At 72.8% G+C, this 12,826-nt stretch carries 10 protein-coding genes; 7 read left to right on the top strand and 3 right to left on the bottom strand.

Going from position 1 to position 12,826, the window contains the following annotated elements:
• Positions 1-21: 21 nt before the first annotated feature.
• Genes VF825_RS15060 through VF825_RS15050 form a run of 3 tightly spaced genes read right to left on the bottom strand, consistent with a single transcriptional unit; the run spans position 22 to position 3,774 of the window.
• Complete coding sequence (locus VF825_RS15060) at positions 22-2,409, bottom strand: aerobic carbon-monoxide dehydrogenase large subunit (protein WP_331114745.1); 2,388 nt, start codon at positions 2,407-2,409, stop codon at positions 22-24.
• Positions 2,406-2,894 (bottom strand): (2Fe-2S)-binding protein, encoded by a 489-nt coding sequence (locus VF825_RS15055; RefSeq protein ID WP_331114743.1) that lies wholly within the window; start codon positions 2,892-2,894, stop codon positions 2,406-2,408. Before VF825_RS15055 ends, VF825_RS15060 begins: the two co-directional genes overlap by 4 nt.
• 4 nt (positions 2,895-2,898) lie before the next feature.
• Positions 2,899-3,774, bottom strand: coding sequence for a xanthine dehydrogenase family protein subunit M (locus VF825_RS15050; RefSeq protein ID WP_331114741.1), 876 nt, complete (start codon positions 3,772-3,774; stop codon positions 2,899-2,901).
• A 334-nt stretch (positions 3,775-4,108) separates the two neighbouring features.
• Between VF825_RS15050 and VF825_RS15045 the strand changes: the two genes are divergently transcribed.
• The 7 genes from VF825_RS15045 to VF825_RS15015 form a co-directional block, all read left to right on the top strand.
• Positions 4,109-5,023, top strand: coding sequence for an alkaline phosphatase family protein (locus VF825_RS15045; protein ID WP_331114738.1), 915 nt, complete (start codon positions 4,109-4,111; stop codon positions 5,021-5,023).
• 373 nt (positions 5,024-5,396) lie between these two features.
• Positions 5,397-6,317 (top strand): glycosyltransferase family 2 protein, encoded by a 921-nt coding sequence (locus VF825_RS15040; protein WP_331114736.1) that lies wholly within the window; start codon positions 5,397-5,399, stop codon positions 6,315-6,317.
• Entirely contained in the window at positions 6,310-7,590 is a 1,281-nt protein-coding gene (locus tag VF825_RS15035) for a glycosyltransferase family 2 protein (protein ID WP_331114734.1), read from the top strand. Before VF825_RS15040 ends, VF825_RS15035 begins: the two co-directional genes overlap by 8 nt.
• Positions 7,587-9,845, top strand: a complete 2,259-nt coding sequence (locus VF825_RS15030; RefSeq protein WP_331114732.1) for a phosphotransferase — start codon at positions 7,587-7,589, stop codon at positions 9,843-9,845. The genes VF825_RS15035 and VF825_RS15030 overlap by 4 nt, the downstream gene beginning before the upstream one ends.
• Positions 9,842-11,710 (top strand): hypothetical protein, encoded by a 1,869-nt coding sequence (locus VF825_RS15025; RefSeq protein ID WP_331114730.1) that lies wholly within the window; start codon positions 9,842-9,844, stop codon positions 11,708-11,710. Before VF825_RS15030 ends, VF825_RS15025 begins: the two co-directional genes overlap by 4 nt.
• A complete protein-coding gene (locus tag VF825_RS15020; protein ID WP_331114728.1) occupies positions 11,707-12,045 on the top strand; it encodes a hypothetical protein in 339 nt (112 codons plus the stop codon). Before VF825_RS15025 ends, VF825_RS15020 begins: the two co-directional genes overlap by 4 nt.
• A partial coding sequence (locus tag VF825_RS15015; RefSeq protein ID WP_331114726.1) for a polysaccharide deacetylase family protein occupies positions 12,042-12,826 on the top strand: 785 nt, incomplete at its 3' end. The genes VF825_RS15020 and VF825_RS15015, both read left to right, overlap by 4 nt.

Here is a 12,826-nt window from a genome sequence, read left to right as displayed (position 1 = left end):
GGCGTTCCGGGGGCTCGGGGGCTACTCGTCGGTGATGGCGAGGTCGGTGCGGAAGGCGCGGCCCTGCATCGCCCGCCAGACCTGCGCAGGGGTGAGGGGCATGTCCACGTGCCGCACGCCATACGGCTTGAGCGCGTCGATGACCGCGTTGACCACCGCGGGCGGCGACCCGACCGTGGCGGACTCGCCCACGCCCTTGAGCCCGAGCGGGTGGTGCGGCGAGGGGGTGACGGTCTCGCCGAGCTCCCAGCTGGGGCACTCCAGCGCCGTGGGCAGCTGGTAGTCCATGAACGAGCCGCCCAGGCAGTTGCCGTCCTCGTCGAAGGCGATGACCTCCATCAGCGCCATGCCGACGCCGTCGGCGAGACCGCCGTGGACCTGGCCCTCGACGATCATCGGGTTGATCCGCGGGCCGCAGTCGTCGACCGCGATGAACCGGCGCACCTTCACCTGCCCGGTGCCCTTGTCGACGTCGACCACGCAGATGTACGCGCCGAACGGGTAGGTCAGGTTCGGCGGGTCGTAGACGCACTCGGCGTCGAGGTGTCCCTCCACGCCCTCGGGCAGCTCCTGCGTGCCGTGCGAGGCGAACGCGATCTCCTGGATCGTCTTGGCGGTGCTCGGGTCGCCCTTGACGAAGAACTTGCCACGCTCCCACTCCAGGTCGTCCGGGGAGACCTCGAGCATCGCCGAGGCGATCAGCCGGGCCTTGTCGACGATCCGCCGCGAGGCGACCGCGACGGCCGCGCCGGACACCGGGGTGGACCGGCTGCCGTAGGTGCCCAGGCCGAACGGGGTGTTGTCGGTGTCGCCGTGCACCACCTCGATGTCGGCCGAGGGGATGCCTGTGACCTCCGAGACGATCTGGGCGAACGTCGTCTCGTGGCCCTGGCCCTGCGTCTGCACCGACAGCCGGACAACGGCCTTGCCGGTCGGGTGCACCCGCACCTCGGCGCCGTCGGCCATGCCGAGCCCGAGGATGTCCATGTGCTTGCGCGGGCCGGCGCCGACGGTCTCGGTGAAGAAGCTGACCCCGATGCCCATGAGCTCGCCGCGCTCGCGCTTCTCGGCCTGCTCCCGCCGCAGCTCCTCGTAGCCGGCCATCTCCATGGCCTTGGTCAGTGCCCGCGGGTACTCCCCCGAGTCGTACTCCCAGCCGGTCGGCGACAGGTACGGGAAGCGCTCGGGTCGCAGCAGGTTCTTCATCCGCAGCTCGGCCGGGTCCATGCCCAGCTCGTCGGCCAGGCAGTCGACGATCCGCTCCACGAGGTAGCAGGCCTCGGTGACCCGGAACGAGCAGGCGTAGGCCACCCCGCCGGGCGCCTTGTTGGTGTAGACGCCCTTCACGGTGCAGTAGGCCGCCGGGTAGTCGTAGCTGCCGGTGAAGATGTGGAAGAAGCCGGCCGGGTACTTCGTCGGCTGGGCGGTGTTGTTGAACGCGCCGTGGTCGGCCAGGACGTCGACGCGCAGGCCGAGGATCCTGCCGTCACGGGTCGCCGCGATCTCGCCGTGCATGTGGTAGTCGCGGGCGAACGAGGTGGACACCAGGTTCTCCGAGCGGTCCTCGACCCACTTCACCGGCGCCCCGGTGACGATCGAGCCGACGACGGAGAGCACGTAGCCGGGGTAGATGCCGACCTTGTTGCCGAAGCCACCGCCGATGTCCGGGCTGACCACGCGGATCTTCTGCTCGGGCAGGCCGGCGACCAGGGCGTACAGGGTGCGGTGCGCGTGCGGCGCCTGGGTGGTGCACCAGATGGTGAGCTTGCCGCTGACCGGGTCCATCCACGCGACCGAGCCGCACGTCTCCAGCGGCGCGGGGTGCACCCGCGGATACAGCATGTCCTGCTTCACGACGACCTCGGCCGAGGCGAACGCCGCGTCCGTCTGGTCCTTGTCGCCGGCGGTCCAGTCGAAGATGTGGTTGTCGGTCTTGCCCTCGATGTCGTCGCGGATCACCGGGGCCCCGGCGTCCAGCGCGCGCCGGGCGTCGATGACCGGGTCGAGGACGTCGTAGTCCACGTCGATCAGCTCGAGTGCGTCCCGTGCGGAGTAGCGGTCCTCCGCGACGACGAAGGCGACCTCCTGGCCCTGGTAGCGCACCTTGTCCGTGGCCAGGACCGCGATGACGTCGTGCGACAGGGACGGGATCCAGGCCAGCTTGAGCGTCTCCAGCGTCGCGCCGGTGATGACCGCCTTGACCTTGGGGTGCGCCTCGGCCTGTGAGGTGTCGATCGAGACGATCCGCGCGTGGGCGTGCGGGCTGCGCAGGATGGCGCCGTGGAGCATCCCGGGAAGCCGGATGTCGTCGACGTACTGGCCCTTGCCGCGCAGGAACCGGGCGTCCTCGACGCGGGCCCGACGCCCGAAGCCGACCTCGGCCTGCTGGCGCTCCTCGGTGGTGGTCATGACGAGACCCCTTCAACGGCAACGTCTTTCGGGTGCTCGGCGGCCCACTGGATGGCCCGCACGATGTTCTCGTAGCCCGTGCACCGGCAGATCTGGCCCGAGATCGCCTCGCGCACCTCGTCGGTGGTGGGGTGCGGGTTGGTGTCGAGCAGGTGCCGGGCGGTGAGCATCATCCCCGGGGTGCAGAAGCCGCACTGCAGGCCGTGCTCGTGCATGAATCCCTGTTGCACCGGGTCGAGCTCGGCGCCGTCGGCCAGGCCCTCGACGGTGCGCACCTCGTGCCCGTCGGCCATCGCCGCCAGGACGGTGCAGCTCTTGACCGGCAGGCCGTCGAGCTGGACCACGCAGACGCCGCAGTTGGAGGTGTCGCAGCCCCAGTGGGTGCCGGTCAGCCCGAGGGTGTCGCGCAGGAAGTGCACCAGCAGCATCCGCGGCTCGACGTCCTCGCTGACCTGTGTCCCGTTGACCGTCATGGTCACCTGCATGGCCTCAGGCCTCCTCTCCGCGGCTGCGCGCGACGGCGGTGCTCAGCACGCGGCGGACCAGCTCGGCCACCAGCGCGCGCTTGTAGTCGGAAGGCCCGCGCTGGTCGGTGGTCGGCGAGCACTCCTCGCTGGCCCGGGCCGCTGCGAGCTCGATGCTCTCCTCGTCGGCGGCGCGGCCGCGGATGGCGTCCTCGGCGCCGGGCACGACCGAGTGGGCGGCGCCCACGGCCGCCAGCCCGATGCCGACCTCGGCGATGGTGTCGCCCTCCAGCCGGACCACGGCGCCGGCAGAGGCGATCGGCCAGTCCCCGGCCCGTCGCTCGACCTTGCGGTAGCTGCTGCCCACGCCGCTGCGGATGGGCACCCGCACCTCGGTGAGGATCTCGGCGGGCGCGACGACGGTCTCGTACGGCCCGGACACCAGCTCGCGCACCGGCACGGCTCGTTCGCCGCCGGCGCCGCGGATGACGACCTCGGCCCGCAACGCCCCGAACGCGGCGGACAGGTCCTCGGAGGGGTCGGCCTGGCACAGCGAGCCGCCGACCGTGCCGCGGTTGCGCACCACGGGGTCGGCGATCACCCGCTCGGCCTCGTGCAGGATCCGGAAGTGCTCGCCGACCACCGCTGAGGCGAGCAGCTCGGCGTGGCGCACCATGGCACCGATGCGCAGGGTGTCGCCCTCGACCCGGATGAGCTGCAGGTCGGTCAGCGCGTTGATGTCGACCAGCACCTCCGGTGAGGAGAGGCGCAGCTTCATCAGCGGGAGGAGGCTGTGGCCCCCGGCGATCAGGCGGGCGCCCTCCCCGTGGCGCTGCAGCAACGCGATGGCCTCGTCCACGGACGACGCTCGTTCGTACTCGAACGGTGAAGGCACCTGCATGCGGGTCCCCTAGCGGCTCGACGGGTCACGCGGACGGCCGTGGAGAGCACGACTTGCACACCGTGACCAGCCAAGCCTCGCCTCCGCTCGGACGTCTCATCGTGGGTCCCTCCTCGAAGCCCCCGACAGGGACGTTTGTCCCCCGCAGCATTGGCGTGGCGCCGACGCACCGGCGTCGCTGGAGATGGCCGGGGTGGCCGGAGCTGGTCGGCCCCGGGAAGTCGTGGATTCACAGGCTCTGGCCGTCGTCGTCCGGCCGCATCGGTCGTAGCCTCGAACGAGGGCCGCGCCACCGTCCGCATCGGACCACCGAGTCATCCGGGGAGGGCCCCCAATGCCCACAGCCACACGTCCTGTCCTGGCCGCGGCGACCCGTGTCGCCGCCCTCACCTCCCTGGTCGCCGCCTGCGCCATGCCGGCGGTCGCCGGAGGCGTCGAACGCGCCACCGCACTGGCGCCGCAGCCGGCGGCGTCCGCCGGCGTGGGCCAGGTGGCCCGCGTCCCCCACCCGGCCCACGTCGTGGTCGTGGTGATGGAGAACCACTCCTACGGGCAGGTCATCGGCTCCCCCGACGCCCCCTTCATCAACAGCCTGGCCCGCTCGGGGGCGCTCCTCACCCAGTCGTATGCCGTGACGCACCCGAGCGAGCCCAACTACCTGGCGCTGTTCTCCGGGTCCACCCAGGGGCTGGGCGACGACTCCTGTCCCCACACCTACACGGGCGCCAACCTGGGCAGCCGCGTGCTGGCATCGGGGCGAGGGTTCGTCGGCTACTCCGAGGGCCTGCCCGCCACGGGGTTCACCGGGTGTGATGCCGGCTCCTACGCGCGGCGGCACAACCCGTGGGTCAGCTTCTCGTCCGTCCCCGCCTCCGCGAACCAGCCACTGAGCCGCTGGCCGGCCAACCACGCGTCGCTGCCGGCCCTGTCCTTCGTCGTCCCCGACGTCGTCAACGACATGCACGACGGCAGCGTCGCCACCGGGGACCGCTGGCTCGCCGCGCACCTGGGCTCCTACGCCGCCTGGGCCCGCAGCCACAACAGCCTGCTGGTGCTCACGTGGGACGAGGACAACGACAACGCCGGCAACCACGTCGCCACCCTGGTGGTCGGCGCCGGGGTCCGGCCCGGACACTACGGCGACCGGGTCGACCACTACCGCGTGCTGCGGATGCTGTGCGACCTGCTGGGAGTGGCCCCGATGGGAAGGGCCGCCTCGGCGGCCCCGCTCACCTCGATCTGGGGCTGATCCCTCCCGAACGCGCCGGCAGGTCACCGCGCCGGACGGTGCGCCGGGCGCGCCCGCGCGGGGTGCCGACCGGCCGCACCTGAACCCCCGCCATGGGTTGTCCCAGCCATCGCTGTGGAGCAGCAACGAACCCGCCCGGACGGTCGTCGTTTAGGACCCCGATGCCGTACGCGCATTGCTTGAGTGCGGATCCACGCAGCCGAACAAGACTCGCAGGTGACGGGGGCAGCACCACCGCTCGGCGACCCACACCGACCCGCTCCCGCCGGGGTCCGGCCACAAGCCCCGGACCCGTGAGAACACTGCACCGCGAGAGCGCGCAGCCGAGACGCCTTCCGGCTGCGGCTCGCCCCCCGGACGTGAGGAGACTCCGGTGGACCTGCCGAACACCGCACAGAACAACCAGAATCGGGCAGCGGTCACACCCGTCGCCGCTGTCACCACCCCCGGAAGGACCGGGGTCTTCACCCGGTCGACCGAGCCGGCGACCGGCGAACCCAGCCGGCTGCACGCCGCAGCGCCGCTCGGCCCCCTGCCTGCCCCCCGCGCCCTGACCGTCAGCCTGGTGATCCCCGCCAAGAACGAGGCACGCAACCTCGCCTGGGTGCTCGGGGAGATCCCCGACTGCGTGGACGAGGTCGTCATGGTCGACGGCCGTTCGCGGGACGCCACCTTGCTGATGGCCTCGATCTGCCGCCCCGACATCCGCTTCGTCGCCCAGTCGGGCACCGGCAAGGGCGATGCGCTGCGGGCCGGTTTCGCATCGGCCACCGGCGACATCGTGGTGATGATCGACGCCGACGGCAGCATGTCGGCCCGCGAGATCCCCCACTTCATCCACTTCCTCACCCACGGCTACGACTTCGTCAAGGGCTCGCGGTTCATCGCCGGTGGCGGGTCGCTGGACATCACGCCGTTCCGCCGGACGGGCAACTGGGCCCTGCTGCAGCTGGTCAACAAGCTGTACGACGCGAACCTCACCGACCTGTGCTACGGCTTCTGCGCCTTCCACCGCCAGTTCCTGGACCTGCTCGACCTCACCGCCGACGGGTTCGACATCGAGGCCCAGATGACCGTGCACGCACTGAAGGCCGGTCTCCGGATCGCCGAGGTCCCCAGCCTGGAGCTCCCCCGCCGGAGCGGACGGTCCAACCTCCACGCCATACGGGACGGCAACCTCGTCCTGAAGAGCGTGCTGCGGGACCGTCAGCGCAGGCACCGGACACGCAGCGCCCTGGACCTGCTCCACCTGCCGTACGCCGGACGACGCGAGCTGGCCACGCACCATGGTTGAACCGCTCCTCGTCGGTGACCTCGACCTGGACGCGCCCTTGCCGCACCTGCCCGCCTCGCCGAGGCACGCCCGCTCCCGCCTGCTGGCCCGGCTGCACACCCGGCCCATGGGTGAGGTCGACCTCCGCTGGGACGGACCAACCCTGGCGCCGGACGACCTCGCCGTCCAGACGTGGCCCCAGGTCGCGGACCGCGTCCGCGAGCACCTGCGCTCCGAGGGGGCGTCGGTCCCCGACGCCCTGCCCGTGCACGGGCTCGCCCCGGACCACCCACCCGTGTGCCTCGAGGTCCGCTCGCGGCCCGAGCAACCGTCGATCACCGTGGTGGTGGCGACCCGCGACCGCACGGTCAGCCTCGAGCGCACCCTGAAGTCGCTGGAACGCCTGCGCTACCAACGGTTCGACGTCGTCGTGGTGGACAGCGCCCCATCGACGGACGAGACCCGGGAGGCGCTCCAGACACGCAGCAGCCCCTTTGCGCTGCGGTACGTGCGCACCAGCCGACCGGGCCTGGCGCTCGCGCACAACGCGGCGCTCGACCTCGTCACGGGGGAGGTCGTCGCGTTCACCGACGACGACGTCGAGGTGGACCCGTGGTGGCTCTCCGCCGTGGCGGAGACGTTCGCCGATGCGGACGTGACCTGCGTGACCGGCCTGATCCTGCCTGCCGAGCTCGAGACGCCGGCCCAGCTGTGGGTGGAGCAGGCAGGCGGGTTCGCCCGCGGCTTCGACGCACGCCGCTTCAGCCTGGCGCACCCGAGCCCGGACCCCCTCTTCCCCTTCACTGCCGGCCGGTTCGGCTCCGGTGCCAACATGTCCTTCCGCACGCGGTGGCTGCGGGACCGGGCCGGGTTCGACCGGGCCACCGGTGCCGGGACCCCCGCCCGGGGCGGCGACGACCTGGCCGCCTTCTGCCGGGTGGTCCTCGACGGCGGCGTCCTGGCCTACCAGCCTTCGGCGATCGTGCGGCACTGGCACCGACGGGACTACGCCGGCCTGCGCCGTCAGTCCCTCGGCTACGGCATCGGGCTGGGCGCCTACCTCACGGCCACCGCGTGGCGGCAGCCGTCCCTCATCGCGCAGATGGCCCGACGAGCCGTGCCCGCCACGGCCCACCTGCTCTCGCACGACTCCGCGAAGAACCAGGGCAAGCGCTCCGACTTCCCAACCGAGCTGACCTGGCGGGAGCGCGCCGGCGTGGCCCTCGGGCCGCCGGCCTACGTCCTGAGCCGGTGGCGCTACCGGTCCACGGCCCCGTGGGGGGCAACCCCGTGAGTGTGGGCGTCATCCTCAACCTCGGCCGGCGCCGCGCATCGGCCCAGTGGAGCCAGCCCGTCTACCGCGCGGGATGGCTGCTGGCCGGCGGGTCGGTCGTCACCGCGGTGGCCGGTGTCGCGTTCTGGCTGTCCGCCGCGCACCTCTACCCACCGCAGGTCGTCGGCGCCAACTCCTCGCTCATCTCGGCGATGATGTTCCTCGCCGGTGTCGCGCAACTGAACCTCATGAGCGCCGTCCTGCGGTTCGTGCCGGGCGCCGGCGAGCGGGCCGGGCGGCTCGTCCTCGGCTTCTACGCCGTGGCCCTGAGCACCAGCGCCCTGGCCGCCGCCATCTTCCTCCTGGGCATCGGCACCTTCGCGCCGGCCCTGGTCCCGCTCCTGTCCTCCGGCCCCCAGGCGTTCTTCTTCGTCGCCGCCACCATGGCCTGGACGCTGTACGTCCTGCACTGCGCAACGCTGGTGGCCGTCGGCCAGGCCGGAGCGTCCACGCTCGCCACCCAGACGTTCAACCTCACCAAGCTCGCCCTGCTGCTCGGCTTCGCGGTGGCCGTGCCGGGGGCCGGCGTCTGGTTCTCCTGGACCGTCGCCATGGCGCTCGTCGTGGCCGGGGCCATCTGGTACTACGTCGCCCGCGCCTACCCGCGGTTCGTGGCCGCCCGGCGTGCCGGTCCGGCGATCGCCCCCACGCTCAGGGAGCTCGTGCGCTACGTCGGCCCCGACTACGTGGCCGCGCTCGCCTGGATCGCCTGCACCACGCTGCCCCCGATCCTGGTCATCGACCTCACCGGCCCGTCGGAAGCGGCGGTCTTCGCACTCGCCTGGTCGATGTGCTTCGTCCTGCTCAACGTCCCGGCCTCCTTCGGCCAGTCCCTCGTCGCCCATGGCCCCCTGGAGCCGCACCGGCTCGAGGAACGCCACCGCAAGGTGCTCGCGTACTCCCTGGGCATGGTGGCTCCGGCGGTGACGGTGCTCGTGGTGCTCGCGCCGTGGATCCTGCGGCTCTTCGGCTCGTGGTACGTCGAGGTCGGGACCACGACGCTGCGCCTGCTGGCCCTCGCTGCCGTGCCGAACTGCGTCGTGGCGCTCGCCGTCAGCCGGGCCCGGGTGCAACGGCGGATGAGGGTCGTGGTCGGGACGATGATCACGCTCAGCGTCGGGGTGCTCGGGGGCACCCTGCTCGCGGTCCCCGCGGTGGGTATCGCGGGCGCCGGGCTGGCGTGGCTGCTGGCCGAGTGCGTCGTGGCGACGTGGGTGGGGCTGCGGTGGGTCGGGCCGCACCTCGTGGCACCCCCGTGGCCGACCGTGCCCCGCCGCACCCGCCGCCGCGCCGTGCGCCGGGTCGCCGACGACGGCTGGGCGCCCGAGCGCACGCTGCGGTCGGTGTCCGACTCCTCCGTGGTCCTCCTGCGCTCGACTGCGTCGTCGGCCGCGCTCAAGGTCGCCACGGGCGAGCCGGGCGTCAGGTCCCTGGCCGCGGAAGGACGGGTCCTGCAACAGCTCGCCGCCGACGAGCGGCTGGGCACGTGGCGCCGCATGGTCCCGGCGGTCCTGGGCAGCTGGCACGACGCGCGCGGTGGCTACCTGCTGCTCACCCGCCTGCCCGGGGCGCCGCCGGACCACCGCTCACCGGGGTGCCTCACCCACGAGGTGTTCCGGGCGATCGCACCCCTGCACCGGCTCGAGTCCTCCATCGTCGCGGTCGACGCGAGGCTGCTGGACCGATGGGTGGGCGCACCGGTCGCCGCGCTGGCCCACGCGCTGCCGGACGGCGAGGTCGTCCGCACCGGTCTGGTCGAGCTCGAGCACCTCCTGCGGCGCCGGCTCGAGGGACGGTCGGTGACGCTGGGGTGGAGCCACGGGGACCTCCACCCGGGGAACCTGCTGGTCTGGCCCGACGGTGTGGTGCGGGGGATCCTCGACTGGGGCGGCGCCAGGCCCGACTCATTCCCGGCCCTCGACCCGGCCCACTGGCTGCTGACGGCGGCCTCGGCACACGGCCACCGCGCCCTGGGCAAGGAGGTCGCCGACCGCCTGGGCCGCCGGGAGTACTGGCAGCCCGGCGAGGCCGCGCTCATCCGGTCCGCCGCCTGCGGCCACGGCCTCCCCGACGACGCGTTGCTGCTGCTGACCTGGCTGTCCCACGTGCGCATGAACCTGGAGAAGTCGGCCCGCTACGCCGCCAGCCCCCTGTGGTGGCGGCGCAACGTCCTCCCGGTGCTGCACGCGGTCCAGGACGGCGGGGGGATGCGATGAGCGGCAAGCAGGTCCAGGGCACCGCCCTGACGCCCACCGGTCCCCCGGCCACGACGCTGCCCCCGGAGGCCGTCGGGGACGCACCCACCCGGTCGCGCATCCGGGTGCTGCCGGTCCTGGCCCAGCTCCTGCCGTTCGGCCTGGCCCTCGTCCTGTGGCTGAGCGCGCTGCGCCCGGTCGACCTCCGGGGGATGAGCGACCTGGGGCTGCTCTCGGTCCTGCCGCTCACCTACGGGGCAGCCCTAGGGCTGGTGATCGGGACGCTGGCCGTGCTCATCCACCAGGGGACGACCCGGCCCGTGGTGCTGGTCGCCTACTTCGTCCTGCTCATCGCGATCCTGCACGCCACCCCGGCCATCCTCTACGACTCGTTGCGCTACGCGTGGGCCTGGAAGCACGTCGGGGTAGTCGACTTCATCCTGCGCCACGACGCGGTGGCGCCGCGCATGGACAGCCCCTTCTCGGCATACCAGTCCTGGCCCGGCTTCTTCGCCCTCAACGCCTTGCTGGTCAAGGCATCCGGGCTGGGCAGCGCCCTCTCCTACGCGGCGTGGGCGCCGCCGGTCGTCGAGCTCCTGGCCCTCGGGCCGCTCAAGCTGCTGTTCTCGACGCTCGCGCGGGACACCCGCCAGGTGTGGCTGGCGCTGCTGGTGTTCTACCTCGGCAACTGGGTCGGCCAGGACTACTTCTCCCCCCAGGCGTTCGCCTACCTGCTCTACCTGGTGTGCCTCGTCGTGTGCCTGAGGTGGCTGCCGGCGACCCGGGCCGCCACCCCGCTGCCGCGCTGGCGGCGGTGGATGGGCGAGACGCTGCCCGGCCGGGCGCCGGGGGCGCTGCCCCGCCGGCGGGAGCTGCTGGCGGTCGTGCTCCTCCTCGCGGCCGGCATCGTCACCAGCCACCAGCTGACGCCGTTCATGCTGATCGCCGCCCTGTGCGTCCTCTGCCTCGGCCGTCACACCGGTCCGGCATGGCTGCCGGTGGTGGTGGCCGCCATGACCGTGCTGTGGGTCGTGTTCATGGCCACGACCTTCCTGCGGGACAACCTGTACTGGATCATCGCCTCGATCGGGCAGCTCGGGCAGAACGCCCAGACCGGCTTCGTCGACCTCAGCCACGCCACGTTCGACCAGAAGCTGGTGTCCTACGCCTCGCGCGCCCTGACCGCGCTGGTCGGCCTCTGCGCGGTCGCCGGCTGGTTCCGGCTGCGGCACGCACGGCAGCCGCACCGGGTCGCCGGGCTGCTGGCGGCCACGCCCGTGACCCTGCTGGCCGCCAACAACTACGGCGGCGAGATGGTCTTCCGCGTCTACCTCTTCGCCCTGCCGTTCCTGGCCCTGCTCGCGGCCGGCCTGGTCTACCCGCGGACCGGCCGCCGGGGCGGGGCCACGGCGATCGCCGCCCTGGCGATCACGATGTCGATGCTGTTCTGCGCCGCGTACTACGGCCGCGAGCGCGCCAACTACTTCACGCCCGAGGAGGTGGCCGCGTCGACGTGGCTGTACGCCCACGCACCCAGCCGCGCGATGCTCGTCGGCGCCACCGCCGACTTCCCCTGGGCCTGGACGCACTACGAGTCCTACGACTACGCCTTCCTCGAGGACCTCCCGCCCACGGCGCGACGCACGATGGTGAGCTCGCCGCTGCCCGCCCTGGGCGAGGCGGTGACGGAGCGGCGGGGACCGGTCTACGTCGTCCTCACGCGCAGCCAGGTCGACTCCGTCCGCTACACCGGTGTGCTGCCGGACGGCGCCGTCGCAGCCCTCGGCGGAGCGTTGGAGCACACCCCCGGCTACCGCATCGTCTACCAGAACCGCGACGCGCTGATCTTCGCCTCCACCACCACCCCCCCGGGAGGTTCCCGGTGAGGGCCCTGACCGTCCGCCCCGCGCTCCTGGCCGTCGTCGTGGTCTCGGCGGTGGCGGCCCTGGCCTGCACGGTGGGGGCGGTGGGTCCGCCCTGGCGGGGGCCGCTGGTGTTCTGGTTCGTGGGCGTGGTCCCCGGCCTGGCGCTGCAGGGGTGGCTCGGGATCAGCGACCGGCTGGCCCAGGCCACCCTCGCGGTCGCCGTCAGCGTGGCCCTGGCCGCGGTGACGTCCGAGGCCCTGGCGATCGCCAGCCTGTGGTCGCCGACCGCGCTCATGCTGCTCCTGGCCGTGGTCAGCACCGTGGGCTGCCTGCGCCGCCGGGCGGTGCCCCGATGAGCCCGACGCCGGCGGGGGCCGCGCCGGTGCCGATCCTGCTCTACCACCGGGTGGGTCCCGAGCCCTCGAGCTGGATCGCGCCGTTCAACGTCACCACGGAGACGCTGGAGCGCCACCTGGCGCTCGTGGAGGAGTCCGGGCGCACCCCGGTGACCGTGTCCCGGCTGTGCGACGCGATGGCCGGCCGGGTCCCCCTGCCCGAGCGTCCCGTCGTCATCAGCTTCGACGACGGCTTCGTCGACACCCTGACCCTGGCCGCTCCCCTGCTCGCCCGGTACGGCCACGTGGCCACGGTGTACATCACGAGCGGCTTCCTGGCGGCCAGGAGCCCCGGCGGTGACCTGATGCTCGACTGGGCGCAGGCCCGCGAGCTCGCCGCCCAGGGGCATGAGATCGGGGCGCACAGCGTCACCCACCCCCAGCTCGACCTCCTGGCCGCGCCCTTGGCGCGATCAGAGATCCAGGTCAGCAAGGCCCAGCTCGAGGAGGGCCTGGAACGACGGATCCGCTCCTTCGCCTACCCCCACGGCTACTCCAGCCCGCTGGTCCGGCGCAGCGTGGTCGAGGCGGGGTTCGACTCGGCCTGCTCGGTGAAGAACGCCCTGTGCAGTCCGCGCGACCCGCTGTTCTCGCTCGCCCGCCTGACCGTCGCCGCCGACACGCCCGTGTCGACGGTGCGCCGGTGGCTCGGCGGCGAAGGGGCCCCCGTCGGGCTGCGCGACGACCGGGCTGCAGCTCGGGTGTGGCGAGCGTGGCGGCGGGCTCGCGCCATGGCCCCGAC

It is taken from the genome of Oryzihumus sp., assembly GCF_036391795.1.
GTDB lineage: Bacteria > Actinomycetota > Actinomycetes > Actinomycetales > Dermatophilaceae > Oryzihumus.
Note: the sequence above shows the minus strand (reverse complement) of the source record. Positions and strands in the feature narration are given on the sequence as shown.

Bases quoted from the DNA above. Each gene is read 5' to 3' on its own strand.
- VF825_RS15060 (WP_331114745.1), bottom strand. From the start codon at position 2,409: ATGACCACCACCGAGGAGCGCCAGCAGGCCGAGGTCGGCTTCGGGCGT.
- VF825_RS15055 (WP_331114743.1), bottom strand. From the start codon at position 2,894: ATGCAGGTGACCATGACGGTCAACGGGACACAGGTCAGCGAGGACGTC.
- VF825_RS15050 (WP_331114741.1), bottom strand. From the start codon at position 3,774: ATGCAGGTGCCTTCACCGTTCGAGTACGAACGAGCGTCGTCCGTGGAC.
- VF825_RS15045 (WP_331114738.1), top strand. From the start codon at position 4,109: ATGCCCACAGCCACACGTCCTGTCCTGGCCGCGGCGACCCGTGTCGCC.
- VF825_RS15035 (WP_331114734.1), top strand. From the start codon at position 6,310: ATGGTTGAACCGCTCCTCGTCGGTGACCTCGACCTGGACGCGCCCTTG.
- VF825_RS15025 (WP_331114730.1), top strand. From the start codon at position 9,842: ATGAGCGGCAAGCAGGTCCAGGGCACCGCCCTGACGCCCACCGGTCCC.